The 19,786-nt window shown below is 47.0% G+C and carries 12 protein-coding genes and 1 pseudogene; 9 read left to right on the forward strand and 4 right to left on the reverse strand.

Translation table 11 applies throughout. The features are described 5' to 3' along the window. Positions 1–71: 71 nt before the first annotated feature. On the reverse strand, positions 72–773 hold the full coding sequence (locus tag Q4Q54_RS02450) for a TetR/AcrR family transcriptional regulator (protein ID WP_311987582.1): 702 nt from the start codon (positions 771–773) through the stop codon (positions 72–74). A 124-nt stretch (positions 774–897) separates the two neighbouring features. Next, entirely contained in the window at positions 898–1,245 is a 348-nt protein-coding gene (locus Q4Q54_RS02455; protein WP_106651802.1) for a hypothetical protein, read from the reverse strand. 704 nt (positions 1,246–1,949) lie between these two features. On the opposite strand from Q4Q54_RS02455, the gene Q4Q54_RS02460 reads away from it, so the two are divergent. The 9 genes and pseudogenes from Q4Q54_RS02460 (at position 1,950) to Q4Q54_RS02500 (ending at position 15,338) form a co-directional block, all read left to right on the forward strand. Next, positions 1,950–2,807 carry a hypothetical protein gene (locus Q4Q54_RS02460; protein ID WP_226058678.1) on the forward strand — a complete coding sequence of 286 codons (858 nt, stop codon included), beginning with the start codon at positions 1,950–1,952 and terminating at the stop codon, positions 2,805–2,807. Positions 2,808–2,818: 11 nt separating this feature from the next. Beyond that, positions 2,819–4,147, forward strand: coding sequence for a DUF4785 domain-containing protein (locus Q4Q54_RS02465; RefSeq protein ID WP_311987727.1), 1,329 nt, complete (start codon positions 2,819–2,821; stop codon positions 4,145–4,147). A 469-nt stretch (positions 4,148–4,616) separates the two neighbouring features. Then, positions 4,617–7,883 (forward strand): winged helix-turn-helix domain-containing protein, encoded by a 3,267-nt coding sequence (locus tag Q4Q54_RS02470; protein ID WP_311987584.1) that lies wholly within the window; start codon positions 4,617–4,619, stop codon positions 7,881–7,883. Positions 7,884–7,972: 89 nt separating this feature from the next. Beyond that, positions 7,973–8,344 carry a DP-EP family protein gene (locus Q4Q54_RS02475; RefSeq protein ID WP_311987586.1) on the forward strand — a complete coding sequence of 124 codons (372 nt, stop codon included), beginning with the start codon at positions 7,973–7,975 and terminating at the stop codon, positions 8,342–8,344. A 162-nt stretch (positions 8,345–8,506) separates the two neighbouring features. Next, positions 8,507–9,568 (forward strand): annotated as a pseudogene (locus Q4Q54_RS02480) (transposase). Between the two features lie 300 nt (positions 9,569–9,868). Further along, positions 9,869–10,897, forward strand: coding sequence for a diguanylate cyclase (locus Q4Q54_RS02485; protein ID WP_311987588.1), 1,029 nt, complete (start codon positions 9,869–9,871; stop codon positions 10,895–10,897). A 177-nt stretch (positions 10,898–11,074) separates the two neighbouring features. Continuing rightward, the gene (locus tag Q4Q54_RS02490; RefSeq protein ID WP_311987590.1) at positions 11,075–13,669 is read left to right on the forward strand and encodes an FAD-binding protein; all 2,595 of its coding nucleotides are present in this window, start codon (positions 11,075–11,077) and stop codon (positions 13,667–13,669) included. A gap of 105 nt (positions 13,670–13,774) precedes the next feature. Next, a complete protein-coding gene (locus tag Q4Q54_RS02495) occupies positions 13,775–14,653 on the forward strand; it encodes an EamA family transporter (protein WP_311987591.1) in 879 nt (292 codons plus the stop codon). 160 nt (positions 14,654–14,813) lie between these two features. Next, the gene (locus Q4Q54_RS02500; RefSeq protein WP_071939052.1) at positions 14,814–15,338 is read left to right on the forward strand and encodes a lipocalin family protein; all 525 of its coding nucleotides are present in this window, start codon (positions 14,814–14,816) and stop codon (positions 15,336–15,338) included. Between the two features lie 158 nt (positions 15,339–15,496). Here Q4Q54_RS02500 and Q4Q54_RS02505 read toward each other — a convergent pair whose 3' ends face one another. Together Q4Q54_RS02505 and Q4Q54_RS02510 are read right to left on the reverse strand one after the other, a co-directional pair. Further along, positions 15,497–17,089: an ABC-F family ATPase gene (locus tag Q4Q54_RS02505; RefSeq protein WP_012196852.1), complete on the reverse strand. Its 1,593-nt coding sequence runs from the start codon at positions 17,087–17,089 to the stop codon at positions 15,497–15,499. A 366-nt stretch (positions 17,090–17,455) separates the two neighbouring features. Next, on the reverse strand, positions 17,456–19,690 hold the full coding sequence (locus Q4Q54_RS02510) for a heavy metal translocating P-type ATPase (protein WP_311987594.1): 2,235 nt from the start codon (positions 19,688–19,690) through the stop codon (positions 17,456–17,458). Between the last annotated feature and the right edge of the window lie 96 nt (positions 19,691–19,786).

Raw genomic sequence — 19,786 nt, forward strand, 5'->3', positions numbered from 1 at the left:
GATTCGCTTGGCTAATGCAATGTTGTTGCTTAACTGACTGCCATTTAACAAGGTCAACCCCTTCGTTGGGCTCATGACTGGCTCCTTGGATCACGTAAAAGTCCCTGCGTAAAAACCTGCATATTGTGCAAGGCCAAACGCTGTAAACCGTCGGTATCGGCACTAAAAAAGCCGAACTGACGCATCAATACGGGCGGGGCAATAAGCGGAAATACCATAAGACTCACAAAACTTAGCCGTGCTAAATCGGGGTCGACACCCTCTTTTAATAATCCCGAATTAACTAACGTGGATTCGAGCCATTGCCGCGACAAAGTTAACACTTGCTCAAACACAGACAAGATAATCCGATAGGGTTCCGAGCCATCGCCCTCCTGCAATACCCGTATAATCAGCCGTGGCAAGCCAGGGTTGGGCGCCATAACGCGATAGTAGGTCTGCATGATTTCGCCGACATTATTCGGCGCTTCAGCCGCGGATATTTCGCGTAAGCGGGTGAATACGGGCTCAAGGGTTTCCCGCACCATTTGTTCGAACAAACCCGCTTTCGAACCAAAATAGTAACGGATAAGCGCAGCATCGACCTCGGCTTCGCGGGCGATTTCACGGGTAGACACAGTAGGATAACTGCGATGACTAAAGAGACTTAAGGCAGCGGTAATTAAGCGTTGGCGCGCGTCTGAGCTCCCCTTCGGACGACCGAGAATGGGCGGCGATTCAGGTTGGGCGCTAAATGGAACGACGCCCCTAGGACGACCGGGAATAAGCGACATGGCAGGCTCCAGCAAAATTCATCTACTGATGAATATACTGAAACGCAGCGTAAAAAGGCAGCAGTTAAATTCCTCATTTTCATGGGTATTGAGGAATTTAACTCTAAAATACCAAGACTAAAATTTATCCACCTTTGACTATGGCGCCTAAACGGCTAACAAATTGCTGCACGGCTTCGACTGTGTCAAAGCTAAAGGCAAGGCCATAGTGGGTTTCGGTCAGACTCTTATGCAAACGCTTAGGAAAACGGGTCATCTCCCCATTATGGAAATAATCATATTTGGCATGCACGCCTGCAATGGTGGCGAGTTCGCCAGAAAAAACCTCAAATGCGGGCCGAATAATCAAGTTCGGTGATTTACCGTCGAGGTGTAAATAGAAGGCCTCTTTGGTGTCTGGGAGCATGTATTCGGTAATGTTTTTTATGCTGAAGTTAGTGCGGCATTGCAATCCACTTAAGCAGCTCACCATCTCATTATGTTCTATCGCCAAACTTATTCTCCCTTATCCCTGTAAAAACTACCCAATTTGTCTTTATCACATTGATACTACGTTAACTCAGCTCAGCCTAATCGGTTTACGCTGTAAATGCACTAAGCTGATGTCGATCTCACAAAGCGAGTGGCTAAGTTTAGCGAATTTATCCAAAAAACCTTTATATACAGAACGATAAACCGATTAACTCAAACGCAAAGCCAATGTCACAGAAAATTCTTTTTCGTAATCGAGCCATGATTTCAAACACCATAAAACACAGTACCATTTATTAGTCATTGCTTATCATCACCTTATCACCCTCGATATTAATATTAAAACGCATGCTTTAAAATGCTGCCATGCTATTCAATTATATGGTGATTTTTTACTTGCCAGCTAAAAATGTTACGTCTAGGTTAAGAAGTTTGAGTTAAGTCCTGTTGATAATGGCTAAGTTACGGCAATCACATCGGCTGCCAACCTAAACTAGCGCATTCACCCTATCCCGTCGTATTCAGGCCTTAAATCATGTTCTACCCAAAGTGAGTAACCCGCGCCTATGGCGCATATAACCCGAGCCATGTCAGCCGATTTAACGCTAAATTACGGCAAATCCTCAGCATTAACCGATTTGCCCTAAACAGTCACAACGGACTACGCGGCCACTATCAACAAGACCAACAACACGAGATATACCCATGAAGATCAAAAAAGCCCTCATGCTCTTGGGTCTGTTAGCTGTCAGCCCAGCGACATTAGCAGCAACCGGAGTTGCCTTTATCCACGGTACGGGTCACCAGACCAATGCCTTAGCCGATTACTGGACGCCCGAATTTGTTAACTCAGTGCGCCAAGGTATCCCAGTGCCAAACAATTACACAGTGATCAACTGCGACTTTGACCAATATATGTGGGAAGAAAGCGCCGCAGGTTGTCTGGCGACCCAGCTCAATAGCTTTATCCAAGCCAAAAATATCGATGACTTAATTCTGCTGACCCACTCCAATGGTGGCAACGTAGTGCGGTGGATTTTATCTAACCCCACGTGGGACAGCCGTTATCCTGCGGTGATCAACGCCACCTCAAAGGTTATCGCCCTCGCCCCATCCAGTGCTGGTACGCCGCTGGCCGATGCGGTGAACCAAGGTAATGTGTTCGAAACCAGCTTAGGCTGGCTCTTAGGATATGGCAGCAATGCGGTGAAACAACAGCAAGTGGGTTGGATGGCAAACTACAACAACACTATGCTCTACGGCACTGCAGGTCGCCCATCGCTGGGTAAACCCTTCGAGGTCGTGGTGGGCTCAGATGTTGATTCCGCCATTTGGGACAGCGACAGTTACTGCGCAGGTTATCAATACCAAGTCGCGCTCGAAACCACCCAAAACTGGCTTGATAGCTGCTCCGACGGCTTCTTAAATTGCAGCTCGCAAAAGGCAGCTGGCACAGTCTGGTTTATCGATAAACAAAAGACCCGTGGCCAAGAGCCCCTAAGCCATCAGCAGAGCCGCCGTGCGTGTTTCAATTTAGACACGCTGATCCGCAACCACATTTAAGGAGCACTAAGATTCATACACTCAGCAAACTTGCCAGTGTCTTGGCGCTAAGCGGACTGCTCGCAGCCTGCCAAGATGAAGCCACACCCATAGATCCCAAAACCAATGCCAGCCCAATGTACGCCAAAGGGTTAACCCTAGCCGCGCCGAGCAATACCGATCTTGTCGATAGCAATATTGCCAGCCCAACACTGGCGCCCATTAACACCAGTACGGACTACATTAGCTTTATCACCCCTTTGTATGGAGAGTATCAGGCAAGCGCGCCGCAGCTTGAACAAGCCAGCCAAAGTGACGAGTATTGGGTCAATGTAACCGGCGCGCAGCTTAATGCGGGCGTAGGCCTCACCATGAGCCAAGCGTCAAGCCTAGTGCGCATTGCGCCTCGGGGCGATACCAGTTCTGGCGCCTTAATGCATGCAGAGGCTATTGCCCCTGAGCGCGTACAAATTCAGCGCGTTAGCCCTAATCAGTCACCCCAAGGCAAAGCGGCCAACAGCAGCGGGATAAACACCAATGAGTCATTGGTCAAATCGATGGCCAACGCCGATGCCCTTGCTAGCGCAGGATTAACCGATGATTCCAGCGCACTGCAAATGTCGGCGAAAGCCACACCGGGCCAATATCGCCTGCAGGTCAGTCAGCCGTTAACGCCAAGCGCCAACTACTTAGTCAATGTGAAGGAAAAAGGCTCGCCCTATCAACTGAGTGTCAAAGCCTCCTCCGCTATCGCGGCTGATGCGCAAACCCTTGGGCTTGAACTCGCACTCAGCCAAAGTGATAACACCTTCGTGCCGCAGGCAACACTCAAGCAAGCCGATGGCGATATGCAACCAATGACGATGGTAAAACAAGGTGAGACATGGCAAGCGGTGATCCCCGCGGGCGTGGCACTTTCGAGCAGTAATGCGGGTTTCAGTGAAGTTGAAATTACAGTGCAAACCCAAGTCGATGGCCGTCCAGTGCAGCGCACGGTCAAATCTGTCTTTAAGTCCTATGTCAATTCGGCGAGCATCAAGCCCGAAGTGCTCACGGTTTGGGATAAAGGTCTGCCTAACCAAATCAACTTTGAGTTATCGGTCGCCGAGGCGGGACGTTTTGGCTTAAGTGGTACGTTAACCGGCACCAATGCCGAAGGTCAAAAGGTGGCGATTCTACGTACCCAAGCTGCTAATTGGCTGACCCCAGAGTCGCCAAAGTTAAAGCTGATGTTAGATCCTAAGCTCATCCAAGCCTCGGGTTTACAGCCGCCATTCGAACTCAATGAGTTAGAACTGCAAGATCAAGGGCAAATGGCCAGATTAAGCTATCAAGCCACGGCATTGATCTTAACCCGCTAACATTAAGCTGCTGATATTAAGGGGCAGATAGAAGACGCGGGCTTTAAATGCCAATGTAAAACCAGAGGCGAGGCTCATCTGCTCAAGTTAATCGGCCCGAGTTTCCTCTCTCATTGCAAAGTGCCCATAGTGGGCACTTTTCCATTGTTGATGTTTTGCTAATAAACAGCCAAAAGCCGCCGCGTTATTTAACATGCTGCGTAAAGCACAAACTGTTGACAGAAAAATGACAAGCCGCAGATGATTCCCCATAGCTGTCACGAATAAAATTTACATTGATTATCAAGGGCTATTCCTTTTAAATAACAAATGTAATAGGCATAATGTCAAGGCTTTGACATCAAACCTTAGGCTGACAACAGCCCAGCACTTACCATAAAAAAATAACAAAAATATAACTATAAGAGTGGTAACTAACGGTACGTTTTCCCACAGTACGCTAGCCAATACTCAATAAATGGACATCGTTATGAGTGACAACACATTTTTCTTTGGTGAATGGCAAATCAATCCCAGCGCCAATAGTCTACTCCTTGGCAAACAAGTCAAACAACTTGAGCCCAAGGCGATGGATGTGCTGTTGTTTCTCTGTCAACGGGCGGGCGAAGTCGTCAGCAGTGATGAAATAGTCAGCCACTGCTGGCCGGGTGTTGATACTGGCGACAATCCACTACACAAAATTATCAATCAGTTACGTAGAGCATTAGGCGATAGCGCCACCGATCCCACCTATATAGAAACCATACGCAAACGCGGCTATCGCACCTTAGCCGAAGTGCGTTTTCCTATCGGCCACGAAGCCACCGCCAGCCCGCAAAGTTGGCAAGGCGGCTCGCCCTTTCCGGGTCTGCAAGCCTATAGCGCTAACTATGCCGAGGTGTTTTTTGGTCGCAGTGAACAAATCAGCACTTTGCTTAACCGGATAAGCCAACAAATCCTGTTTGGCCGTGCCTTCTGCCTGATCTTAGGTCCAAGTGGCAGCGGTAAATCCTCCCTGATTAATGCGGGTGTTGTGCCCAATTTAATGAAGGGCGACGGCTATAACGGCATTGGTGTCGCGTCATTCAGCAGCTTGGATTTTGCCGATGTAAGTAAAGGGCAACTGCTAACCGATCTTGCCAGCGCTATGCTCGACTGGGAAATCAACGACACGCCAGTATTCGAAGGCATGAGTGCCGATACACTGGCGGTTCAACTTGTCGAAGATATCCAAGGCGTAATCAACCAGTGCACCCAAGCACTCAAGGTTCAGCCCTTTACTCAGCCGTTTTTTGCCTTGTTTATCGACCGATTAGAAGTGTTGCTCTCATCACCGCTATTTAGCGACACCGAGCGCACAGTATTTGTTGAACTGCTGGAACAACTCGCCACCTCTAAGGCTGTGATTATTATCAGTGCCTGTCGCAACGATTTTTATCCTTTATTGGTCAATTACCCAAGCTTAATGGCCGGCAAATCCCGCGGCGCCCACTTTGACTTAGCGCCGCCGACACGCACTGAACTGTTGCAAATGATCCGCCTGCCTGCGGTGGCCGCCAACTTAAGCTGGGAAGTTGACAGTGAAACCGCAATGCCGCTCGATGAAATGCTCTGCAGCGACGCCGCCAGTAACCCAGATGCACTGCCCATGTTGCAATACACGCTGCAGGCCTTGTATTTGCAGCGCAGCGCCGACGATAAGTTATTAGTCTCGGTTTATCATGCCCTTGGCGGTATTGAAGGGGCGATTGGTAAAAATGCCGAGCAAGCGATTTCCCATTTAAGCGATGCCGAAAAAGCCAGTCTGCCACGGATTTTATCCCTGCTAGTCACCTTGCGCGAAGATGAAAAGTCCATCACCAGCCGCACTGCCCGCTGGTCGCAGCTGCAAAGCACCGCCGAAACCGCCCTAGTGCAAGCCATGGTCGATAGCCGCTTATTCGTGTCGCATCTGCAAAATGGTGAACCCTGTTTTAGCATCGCCCACGAAGCCCTGCTGCGCCGTTGGCCACGGGCGACGGCTTGGATTAGCGAACATAGTGACAGTTTGAGCATTAAGAGTCGCCTGCAGCATCTTTCAACACGCTGGCTCAGCGAAGCCAAACACAGCGCCTATCTACTCGCTGAAGGTAAACCTTTAAAAGAAGCCCAAAGCCTCAGCCAAAATCCGTTATTCGATTTAGACGATCCCGAAACCGCCTTTATCACAGCCTCCACCAAACGCGCAAATATGCTGCGCTGGACGAGGCGCTTAACCGTCACCCTATTATGTGTCCTCACCCTCATCTCCATTATCATGAGTGTGCGCAGCATAGAAGCCGAAAAACTCGCCCTGCAAAAACGCCTCGCCGCCGAAGATTTACTCGGTTTCATGGTGGGCGACTTCGCCGACAAGATGCGCGGCATCGGCCGAATGGACTTACTCGACGGGATCAGCAATAAAGCACTGGAATATTTCAGTGATTTTTCTAATGACAACGGCGATCAACATCTGAGCCTTGAAGCTCGCCTACAACATGGACAAACACTAGAGGCAATGGGTGAAGTCGCGTATTCACGCGATAAGCTAGATGAGGCCAAGACAGCGCTTCTCGCCGCTCAAACTAAGCTAACCAATCTCTATACTGAGCAACCGACAAACCTAGAGTTATTAAAAACCTTAGGCGCAAATGCATTTTGGCTTGGGCAGATAAAATACGATATGAGTGATTGGGAAAGCGCTAAGCCCTACTTTGAGCAGTATCTAAGTTATAGCCAGGTCATGTATAAGCTAGCTTCCGACGATAAAAATGCTCTCATGGAACTATCCTACGCTAACAATACGCTAGGTTCACTAGCAATGAAGCAACAGCAATTTGATAAAGCTACAAGCTACTTCGATGAGTCACTCAGACTAAAATTATTAGCTCTGACTCAGGATCCTAACAATAAGCAACTGCAGGCAGATATAGCAGATACTCGTTCTTGGCTTGCACGAACGTGGCGTTCTAGAGGTCAACTAAACTCTGCTATATCTATACATAATCAGCTTCAAACAGAGTTGAAGTCTATTACAAAAACAAATAATACGGATGGCTATCTACTTGATCGATATGCCAGCAGTTTGAGGACCAGCTCTACTTTGTTTGAATACCAAGGCTCAATGCTTGAAGCATTCAATAACGCCTTGCAGGGTGAAAAACTGATGCAACAAGCAGTAATATTAGATCCTAAAAATACCGCTTGGAAAACCCAGCTTTATTATCTCAAATTCCAATTAATGTCACTTAACGCAACACTCAAAGATCCACGAAGTTATTATACACCTGAATATTTGCGAGCTGAGCTTGAACAAGAGAATAAGGCTTTCATTAACAGCCGACGCCATAGTGCACTCAAAGCAATATTCCTCAAAAATTCGGCACAGTACTATTTTATAATGGGAAAAAGTCAACAATGCAAAGAATCACTTAAGGAGGCCTCACTCATATTAAATGAAATAATAAAAGACGCACCCGATGATTTTAAGTATCTTGCCAGCTTTGCTGAAGTTGAGCTACTTAGCGCCAAATTATCTAAACAACGACAAGATATGCCTGCAGTTCAAAAAGCCTGCATTCAAGTCAAAGAAATGCTAGAACCGATCCAACAAAAAGATAGAGATCCTCAGTACCTACAACCCTACGCTAAAGCGCTAGATTGCCTCGGAACATTGGAGAAAAATCAAACGCTGCTAAGTAGTTTAAAGACTATGGGGATAACCAACTTCAATTTTTAACCTGATTTATAAGTAATAAGTATCTTTGTTATAGTAAATAAAAATAACTGAAAGTCGTAATAATTAAACACAAACATAAGGAAAAGTTTATGAGCCAATTTCAGGCAACCCGAGATCCTTTGATTAATCTTTCTATACAAATTAATGACGGTCAAGCTGTATTTCGTTACTCCAAAGATGGCGAGCCCTGCCATGGAAATGTCGAGGTTTATAAAGCAGAAGCTATCCGCTACCAATTAATCGATACCCCTGACTTAGTTCAGTTTGTTGGTGTTGGTTTTCTAAATCCTTTTAATGGCAACATAAATAGTGTGTTGATTGAAGAGGGGGGAAGAGTAGTAACCATTAATGATTTGCATAAAACAGCTGGAATTATCAAATTCCAATTAATTCTAAAATATGCTGATCACTCTGTATGGCTTATAAGTCCAGACCCACAAATTATTGACCGAGAAGATTAGATCTTTCTGAAATACTGGGAAAAGCGGGGACCGCCATATCTTTTCGAAAAATCGGGGACGAAAAATCGGGGAAAAAAGCGGGGACAGCCATGTCTTTTTGTGCTTTGTCCCCTCTTCTACTAGTCTTTAGATTATCTTCACCTTGTCTGTTTGGAGCGAGTCATGACCTCGGCCAGAAGAATGCTTATCGATGCCAATACAACGCCCTTCTATCATGTGATAAATCGCTGTGTCAGAAGGGCTTTTCTGTGCGGTGAAGATAAACTCACAGGCCGCAGTTATGAGCATAGACGTGGCTGGATTGTCGATAAAGTCAAAGCATTATCCACCATCTTTTGTATCGACATTTGCGCCTATGCAGTAATGAACAACCATTACCATTTAGTACTTAAAATTGATGTTGAGGAAGCAAAAACCTTAAGCCCAAAAGAGGTTATCAGCCGATGGTGTCAAATCACCAAAGGCCATACTGTCGCAACTAAGTATATGAATGGTGAAGCCTTAATTGACGGTGAACGCATGCTGCTCGATGGGTTAATTACCGAATGGCATGAACGTTTATCCAGCATATCTTGCCTTTGATTTGAAGAAGAGGTGCGCTGCCTGAACGAAGAAATTGCCCGTAAAGCGAATCGTGAAGATGAGTGTAAAGGCGCGTTCTGGGAAGGACGTTTCAAATCCCAAGCTTTGCTAGATGAGCAAGCCTTACTAGCCTGCATGATGTACGTGGATTTAAACCCTATTAGAGCAGGGATTGCCGACTCTTTACAATCTTCTGATTTCACCTCGATTCAAGAAAGAATTAGTGCACTCAAGCAGGTAAATAACATCATCATCTCACCGCAAGCACCAGTCCAATCCGCAAAAAATAAGCCTCAAACGATAAACAAATCTCTCGCCAAGTTCGATGCGGCGACACACTCTAGTCAACAAACGGGCATCCCTTTTCATTTTGCGGATTATCTGGAACTTATCGATTGGACTGGCCGCGCCATTCGCCATGATAAAAAAGGCTTTATCGATAATCAGCGACCAAAACTGCTCAATGAGTTAGGGATTGCATCAGATGCTTGGCTCAGCTCTGCTAAAGATTTTCGCCGCCAGTACAGCGGCATCAGTGGTCGTTGGGATGCGATGTGCGCTTTTAAACTTCAGCAAGGCGGTAAATGGTGTAGGGGAAAATCAAGTAGCGAAGCTCTGCATCCAAATCAACCTTTAGGGTGAACGAGCCGTTTTCCACTGTTTATCTGCGGTTAAATTTCGACACTAACATCCTTTGCGCTTGCCGCTTTATAACCAAAAATCCACTCATGAGTGCCACTTTTCAACTTAGCCATACCCCAAAATCTCGCACATTTCCGCTAAATCTGAGAATTTATCGTGAGAAGAGTAAATTTAAAACCTTTACAAACAATAGATTAAATCGGAAGGTAAGCAGAAGGTATCTTTTCTTTGCAGAGAATAAAGTCATCATCAGAAAAGCGCTTAGCGCAGATGACATTAGGTTCACGGAGAATGATAACAATGACAAGCTCACCTAAACAGACTCGCTCACAACATCCATTATCACTTGTGGGTGAACACAATGGCTTACAGTGTACTGCGCAGCAAGGCTTGGTCGAGCCCGCATTGCCGTTAACCTTCTTCGAGCATGACTCGATTGAAACGATTCAACAGTTTATTCAGCATCTGACCGAGCCGGTGATTATCGTCAATGCCCAAGGTTACATTTACTTTAGCAATAGCAAAGGTGCTGACTTACTGACGTGCCCGCAGGCCAGTTTGAAGGGACAAGATTGGCGCAACTTTTTGACTGAACACCATCAAGCTCGCTACGACAATCTGCTGAGCAATGATATTAAATTAGGCAAAAACTGCGGCATTCCAGTGCAGCACTGCGCCGAAGAAATCACCCTCATTACCGCCTCAGGCAAAGCAAAAGATGTCGAACTCTCCATTTCCTACATCCCCAGCCATGAACCTCTGTTCGTGATGATGATGCACGATTTAACGCAGCACAAAGCGGAGAATCAAAAGCTACGTAAATTGGCCGCCACAGATTCACTGACTGGGTTGGCGAACCGCCGATACTTCGACGAAATGCTGCATCACTATTGGGAAGAATGCACAGGTAAGCTGCGCCCTATCAGCGTGGTGATTATCGATGTGGATTATTTCAAAGTGTTTAACGACCAATTCGGCCATATCCAAGGCGACGAATGTCTACGTAAGATTGCCAAAGTGATTGCTGACATAGTGCCAATAGACATTGGCCTGGCAGCGCGTTACGGCGGCGAAGAATTCGCGCTAATACTACCAAGCCACAATGCCAAAATGGCACTGACGATTGCCCAAAAAGTGCAGCAAGGGATTAATGACCTGCGCTTTACTGAGCAAGGCCTGCGCGACTATGTCTCTGTGAGCGCGAGCCAAGGGATTGCGAGTGAAATCAATGGCCAGTTCCGTACCTCACTCGCCATGCTGTGCGCCGCCGATACCGCATTGTATCGCGCCAAAGCCGATGGCCGTGACAGGATCAATACATCGCTTTAATACCTATTAATTGGCGACTTGTTTGCCCGCAACTGATTTACCCAAAACTGATTGACCCAAAACATAGTTACCCGCGACTTAGTTACCCGCGATGGATTAACCACGGGATGAATTACCCCAGTAGCGCTTTAGCGCACTGAGGTAAAACACGCAAAGCACACGAAAGGACGCACGAATATGAATAAGCTTGAGGCATCAAGAAATATACGGGCAGTGATTGAAAAAAGCTTACCCGTGAGCACGTCACCCCTTGCCATATTTACTTACCAGTGCTGGGTAAAAACCAGCGCGGGTGGGCGTGTGTTCCATTATAAAACCGATCGAGAAGATACCTATTTCGCGGTGGATATTAATTCACTGGGGCATATTGAATGCGTGATTAATACCACCTTGCTGCGGGTTGAGGCAATTTCAACCTTAGGTGGACTCAACGATGGCCAGTGGCACTTATTGTCTATCTGCCATGAATACCATGAAATCAATTGTTATGTGGATGGTGAAATTACCCATACACAACTCAATAATTTGTCACTGGCTGCCGACAATGAGTTTTTAATTGAAAACGTGTCATTACCCAATCACCGCGACACACATTTCGATGGTGAAATATTTGGCATCACTTTACTTAATCGATTATTAACCCGAACCGAAATCGTCGACTATTATCGTAATCCGGCGCAACAAAAATCGATTACCGAAAATAACCTTTACATTTATCAGCATCAAGATGTATATAATTTTCGTGATGAAAACGTTATCCCACTTCAAAGACAAAAAGTGCTGCTGGTCATATTTAATGATACTGAATATCAATTCATAAAAACCACCGCGGATAGCAACGCCTATAATCAACAACTGCCTAAGATTATTCCGCCCCACGAACGCCGAGCCTATATTATTGAGTGTGACTATAACACTTGGCCTAATTTTAATTATGTCGTTAATTACGCGGTGAGCAATCAAGCGGATATCACCCTCAATATCGAAGTATTTAAATCGCTAACGGCCTATCGCTCGAATATTAAAGTGACTGTCGCAAATGAACTCGAACGGGATTGTTTGATTATGCAATCGACCGAAGAAGAATTAAGTGCGGAAGTGCGGATCAGTGAAAACTTAGTGATCACTCAAGCCAAAAACTTTGTTAATTTCATCAATGAAGTTCGCGCACACATTCCGGCCGACAATATTATTACCGCTGGCCATTATTATAGTGAACAGCAATTCTCAGTCAGCACGGGTAAACAAATGATTGCCTACCAACAAGCTTGCCAGTTGTTCAACCGCAGGTTACAAAAAAAGCCTCTGGCGATCATCAAATGCACTTCCACTGAAGAAGTCAAAATCGCCTATAAAGCGGCTATCGATTATAACTTGCCGATCAGCGTGCGCTCGGGTGGGAATGATCACGAAGGTGAAAGCACTGAAACCAATACCATAGTGTTGGATCTGCTGAAGATGGATAGCCTCACTTTAGATCCCATCACAGGTATTGCGGCCATTGGCCCAGGCAATCGCTTTATCAATCTCACCACTGCCCTTGCAAAAAAAGGCGTGATGATCCCCCATGGCACCAGTGGCAACGTTGCCTTAGCGGGATTTATTATGGGCGGCGGCTCAGGACCTTGGACCCGCAAATACGGCATGTGCTGCGAATCCCTATTACAGGCAGAAATTGTCCTCGGCATTGGTGAAACCCAAGTCGTCTCTGTTGCCAATAAACCTGAGTTACTCTGGGCGCTCAAGGGTGGCGGCGGATTAAGTTACGGCATAGTGACCCGCTTTTTTGTGCAAACCTTTCCACTACCGCCTTGCCTGCTCAAGTTTGAATTAGAGTGGAATTGCTATGATAAACAAACCCAAGAACTCATTGAGCACACCCCAACCAAAGACATTTTACAGCGCTGGGAAGCCATCATTAATGCCGACAGCACAGGCTGTTTGATTGGTACCAATCTCAAGATAAATGCCAAACATTTACCCGCAGAACAACACAAAACGCCTGACATAGACACTGAGTCGATTAAGCATAACTGCTTGATGTATGGCTTTTGGGAAGGAAATTCAGCCAGTCTGAATCACTTTATCCAGACACAATTTAATGAGTTTGACCTAGTGCCCAATGAAATTCGCATCGAGGGGATGGGCGGACTTACCAAAGCCTACGGTGAAAACTTAATGGCCAATTGGGAAAGGGAATCTTTTCATCATCTGCAAGCGGACTTACAAGGCATAAACCGCTCACCGACGCCACCTGATTTGGATGAGCCCGCGCCCCATAAAGTCACCTCGCGCTTAGTGAATCAAACGGGACTGAGAGATGGTTATAAGCCACTGCTCGAAAGCTTAACCTCTCGCTATGTGCTTGAAGGTAATCGTCAACTGGGGCTATTTACCTATGTCACCCTTGGCGCCATTGCGGGCGATTATTATCGCACTATGGGCGAAGAGCAAAAGAGCCGCAGCGCCTTCCCCTACAAGGACAGACAATACACGATTCAATATCAAACTTGGTGGAATAACGCGCTGCAAGAGAAACAACAATTGCAGGATAGCCAAGTGTTTACCCGCATCAATCGTGCACTCGATTGGATTGATGCCAGCCGAAATTATGACATCCCCAACACCTCGGGCGCCTATATCAGCTTCAAAGATAAAGCCATCCCCACTGATGTGTACTTCGACCATAACTACGCCGCGTTAAAACGGATTAAGGCGGCCTACAGCCAAGATAGCTTTAACCATTTCCGCTCACGTAAAAGCATTATTTAGTTAATATATCGGCATAGCCTAGGGTGAGTTTTTAAGGCAAAATCGACGCCGTCCACAGGACGGTGTCGCCCCTTAACTCTCTGTTCACTCTGTTGTAGGTTATCTATGCCAAGCTCAGCTTTAGCTATCATTTTTGCCCTATTGGCGGCCATTCTTATGGGCACAATCGGTGTATTAGCGCGCTTTGCCGCCCTGCCCGCCGAGCACATTACCTTCTACCGCTTACTGCTCGGTGCCCTATTCTTATTGGTTTATATGCTGCTCACAGGTAAAGGCCAGCAGATTCGCCATAGACCCAGCAAACGCACCTTAGTGAATGGTGCTATGCTCGCGGGTTTTATGGCGTTTTATATTGAAGCCATTCAGTACACCCAAATGGCCAATGTGATCATGATCATTTACTTAGCCCCAGTGGTGTCGGCTATTTTCGCCCATTATTTCTTTGCCGAGAAACTCACCCGCTTAAGCATGGCAAGCGTGGTAGTCGCGCTGATGGGCTTTATGTTAATGATCCCTACAGGACCGCAGCAAGCGAGCAATCACACTGAATTATTAGGCTATTTTTATGCTTTACTCGCCCTTTTAACCTACTGCGGATTTATGTTAATCAACCGAAAACCGAGTCTGAGTTCACCCTACCAGAGCACTTTAGTCCAGCTTTGTGTCGGCGCTTTATGCCTGCTGCCCTTAGTGATAAATGCACCGCTGACGCCAAGTTTGCCGCAAATTGTTTGGTTGATCGCGATTGGATTCTTCCCCGGATTTTTAGCGATATTACTGGCGGTAAAAGCCCTGCGCCAATTGCCAGCAGTCACCTTTGGCACCCTCGCCTATGTGGAACCGGTTATCGTAGTGACGCTGGCATGGTGGATATTTGGTGAAAGCTTGAGCCCAATGCAATTAAGCGGTGTCGGCTTGATTATTCTGGCCGGCATTAGCCAAGGCTTTATCAGTCAGCGCAAAGTGCAGGTTGCGAGCGAGTAACCCACAAGACTGTCGCCGACACGACTTTAAACAACAGAACTTTAACAAACAGAAGCCAAGTTGCTGAAATAATATGAAGAAAATAGTGTAAGCTCGACAGAGGATTGATTGAACATTTAACTTAAGATGTGCAACTAAGATTTGGGATCAGGAGGTCAAATTGAGAAAGCTACTGTTAGTCATCAGTATATTTTTGCTCAGCGGTTGTTTAGGCATGCCTAAATTGGTTCAACCCGTTAATGATTTTGAGCTGAATAAATACTTAGGGAAATGGTACGAAATTGCGCGCTTAGATCATTCATTTGAAAGGGGGTTAAGCCAAGTTAGCGCAGAATACAGCCTGAAAGACGATGGCGGTGTGATGGTCATTAACCGTGGATTTTCAGCGGCTAAAAACGAATGGAAAGAAGCCGAAGGTAAGGCCTATTTTGTCAATGGGGACTCAGAAGGCTATTTGAAAGTCTCCTTCTTTGGGCCATTTTATGGATCGTATGTGGTCTTCGAATTAGATCATGAAAACTATCAATACGCTTTCATCTCGGGACCCGACACGGGTTATTTGTGGCTACTGGCTAAAACCCCGACTGTGCCACCCGAGGTGCTGCAAAAGTTTGTTGAAATGTCTAAAGCCCGCGGTTTTGATACCGACAGTTTGATTTATGTGCAGCAAGAGTCTGCGCAATAACGAGCGTGGCTAATGCGCTAGAATCAAGTGCATATAAAACTAATCGCTAGATAATAGACAGATAACAGATACAAAAACGCCGCAATGCATTGCGGCGTTTTTATTGATGCTGCATTTAGATGCATGCATTTACACATGCAGCTAAATCAAGAATAACCTTAGACTTCGATGCCTTTGCTGGCAAGGAACTCATCGTAAGTGCCTCTGAAGTCATTCACACCTGTGTGAGTCACTTCAAGGATACGGTTAGCTAGCGATGATACGAATGCACGGTCATGACTCACGAAAATCAAGGTGCCTTCGTACATTTCCAGTGCATTGTTTAATGATTCGATCGATTCCATATCCATGTGGTTGGTCGGTTCGTCGAGCACTAAAATGTTGGCTTTTTGCATGATGAGCTTGCCGAATAACATACGACCTTTCTCACCACCAGACAGCACTTTGACTGACTTTTTAATGTCGTCAGAACCAAACAACATACGGCCTAAGATGCCACGTACTGATTGGTCGTCATCTTCTGGTTTGCGCCATTGGCTCATCCACTCGAACAAGGTCATTTCGTTAGCGAAATCAGACTCATGATCCTGTGCATAGTAACCAATGTTGGCGTTTTCAGACCATTGGATAGTACCTGCATCCTGCGGGATGTCGTGGATCAGGGTACGTAACAGGGTCGTTTTACCGACGCCGTTTTCACCCAGTACCGCAATGCGCTCGCCCACTTCAACTATCAAGTTTAAGTCTTCAAATAGCGGCGTATCGTAACCTTTAGTCAGGTTTTCAATCACTAAGGCATTACGGAACAGTTTCTTCTCTTGCTCGAAACGAATGAAGGGGTTCACACGGCTAGAGGCTTTTACTTCGTCTAACTTAATCTTGTCGATTTGACGGGCACGTGATGTGGCTTGTTTCGCCTTAGAAGCGTTAGCCGAGAAGCGTGCGACGAAGGTTTGCAGCTCAGAGATCTGGGCTTTTTTCTTCGCGTTATCAGACAATAAACGCTCGCGAGCTTGAGTAGCCGCTTGCATGTATTCGTCGTAGTTACCTGGATAAACGCGCAATTCGCCGTAGTCTAAGTCAGCCATGTGAGTACAAACTGAGTTTAAGAAATATCTATCATGCGAAATAATAACCATAGTACTGCTACGTTGGTTCAACATGTCTTGTAACCAACGGATTGTGTCGATGTCCAAGTTGTTGGTAGGTTCGTCGAGCAACAGCACGTCTGGATCAGAGAACAGGGCTTGCGCTAATAGTACACGCAGTTTTAAACCCGGTGCGATTTCAGACATCAAACCAAAATGGCTGTCGATACCGATACCCACACCTAACAGCAATTCACCGGCGCGAGATTCGGCGGTATAACCGTCCATCTCAGCAAAATCCATCTCTAGGTTGGCTACAGTAATGCCGTCTTCTTCACTCATTTCAGGTAAAGAATAAATACGGTCACGCTCTTGCTTTACCTTCCACAGTTCGCGGTGGCCCATGATCACTGTGTCGATCAGGTTGAATTCTTCATAACCGAACTGGTTCTGGCTTAGTTTACCCAGACGCTCATTCACATCTAACGAGACGTTACCGCCGCTAGGATCTAGATCACCACACAGGATCTTCATGAAGGTCGATTTACCACAGCCATTTGCGCCGATAAGACCGTAACGGTTACCACCGCCAAATTTAACTGAGATGTTTTCAAACAGTGGCTTAGCGCCGAACTGCATGGTGATATTTGCTGTTGTGATCAAAATGAACTTCCAAATCGAGTAATGTTGGCCGAGCCAGCTGGCGCCGCTTTAAATAAGCATAAACCAAATAACGCTATGCCGAAGGGGTAAAAATAAACGTGGCACTATAGCAGTTTGGGCTAAATTATCAACTACCAAGGCTGATCAAAAGCCAGAGGGAATGCCGAAATCGCCGCACAATGCCTGCGTGAGAAGCGTAAATAATTTTACCCTATTGGCTTAGCTTTCAATGTATTCGAACAGAATGACAATCTGATGACCTTTAGCGTCGCAAAGCTTGCCGACGCTAAAGGCTTATGTAGACATAGCCCTAAGCTAACTCAACATACAAATTCAACATTTTGAGTTAGCTTAGGTATCGACAGCTTATAACTTCTGCCGTCTTAAGCGGTTGGCGTTCGTCACTACAGTGAGTGAAGACAAGGCCATGGCGGCACCTGCGATCACAGGGCTTAATAACATGCCCGTGAGTGGATAAAGCACGCCAGCCGCAACCGGTATGCCTAAGCTGTTATACACAAAGGCGCCAAACAGATTCTGCTTAATATTGGTAATCGTCGCCCGCGACAATGCCAATAAGTTAGCAATCACTATCAACTGCTGCGACAGTAAGGTGATATCCGCACTTTCAATCGCCACCTCAGTGCCCGATCCCATAGCAATCCCCACATCGGCGCTCATCAGGGCGGGCGCATCGTTAATGCCATCCCCTACCATAGCCACCACATGTCCTTGCTTTTGCAAATCCAGCACATGCTGTTGTTTTTGCTCGGGGAGTACGCCGGCAATCACTTCGGTAATGCCCACTTGGTCGGCCACCGCCTGCGCCGTTTGTGGGTTATCCCCCGTTAACAGCACCACGCGAATACCCCTTTGCAACATGGCCGCGATGGCGTCTTTAGCATCGGGTTTAATCGGATCGGCAAGCGCAATAGCAGCCACTAGCTTGCCCGCTTTGGCGACATAAATCGGAGTTTTACCTTGGTTTGCAAAGCTTAATGTCGCTTTTGGATCTAAGGCGCTACCATCGGAATTGACAATATCTAATGCCGTCATCAAGGCGAGATTACCAATCGCCAGCGATACGCCATCGACCTTGCCCTCAATCCCCTTACCTTGATGGTTCGTAAATGCCTGTGTGTCGGGTAATTGTAACAGGGATCCCTTGGCATAACTGACAATCGCCCCCGCTAACGGATGCTCAGAGTGCTGCTCAAGGCTCGCAATTTCACCCAGCAAAGCTTCTTTATCGGCATCACTCAGCGTTTGCACTAAATTAAAATCAGTGACTTGCGGCTTGCCTAAGGTGACAGTGCCGGTTTTATCCAGTACCACACAATCGACTTTACTGGCGGTTTGCAAGGCCTCACCATTTTTGACTAACACGCCCATTTGGGCGGCGCGGCCAACGGCCACCATAATAGACATAGGTGTCGCCAACCCCAGCGCACAGGGGCACGCTATGATCAGCACGCTCGTCAGCACGACTAATGCATGGCTTAAGGCGGGTGCTGGCCCCACAAAATACCAAATTGCCGCTGCCAACAGCGCTATCGCCACCACAGTCGGGACAAATACCGCTGAGATTCTGTCAGCCAATCGACCTATGGGCAATTTTGACGTTTGCGCTTGCTGCACCAGTGCAATGATTTTGGCGAGTTTGGTGTCTTCTTGCCCCGCTGTTACTCGGTAAACTAAGCTGCCGTTGCCATTGACTGTGCCCGCGCTCAGACTATCTCCCCGATTTTTAAGGACAGGAATAGGCTCACCAGTGAGCATGGCTTCATCGAGTAGGGATTGCCCTGTTTCGACCTCACCATCGAGGGCAACTCGGTCACCGGGGCGCAAACGCAGCTTATCGCCCAGTTTCAACTGACTTATCTCAACCTTTTCATCGCCTTTATCCGTGATCCGAATCGCAGTGGTGGATTGCAATCCAAGTAATCGCTGCACCGCTTCACTGGTTTTGCCCCGCGCTTTAAGCTCGAGTCCGTGACCTAAGTTAATCAAACCTAGAATCATCACACTCGCCTCAAAGTACACATGGCGGGTATCCATAGGGAATGCGCTCGGCATAATGACCACCAGCATGGAATAAGCCCATGCGGTACTAGTGCCCAGCACAATCAGCGTATCCATGTTAGTGGTGTTGGCCTTGAGTGCCCGCCACATGCCTTGATAGAAATGTCCGCCCGTAGTGACAAGCAAGGCCAAGGTGACCAGTCCCATAATGCCCCAGCCAAGCTGCATCGCTGGACTGTTGATCATCATCTCGCCGCCCAATAATCCCCACAGCATCATGGGCACGCCCACAACGAGCGCGGCTATGGCTTGGCGCATCCGCAGCCGATACTCAGTGGCATCTTCTAGGCGTTTTTCTTCGGCGGCGACTTTTGCATCCACTACTATCTGCGCCGGATAACCTGCATTTTCCATCACAGTTAAGGCAGTATCGGCGCTCATCTTGCCTTCTACCGTCACTTGTTTATCGGCGAGATTCACACGCGCTTCGACGCCCGCTTGGGCGGCAAACGCCTTTTCAATTTTCGCAACGCAGCCAGCACAATTCATATTGGCGACATAGAGTCTGGTCATAGACATGGGAGATCCCTCACTTGATGTTTTACACTATAGGTCTAAGATAAAGTCTCCCATTGCGGGAGAGTCAAGGATGAATTTGCTCAATGTGATCACATC

This window comes from Shewanella sp. SP2S2-4 (genome assembly GCF_031932025.1).
GTDB lineage: Bacteria > Pseudomonadota > Gammaproteobacteria > Enterobacterales > Shewanellaceae > Shewanella > Shewanella baltica.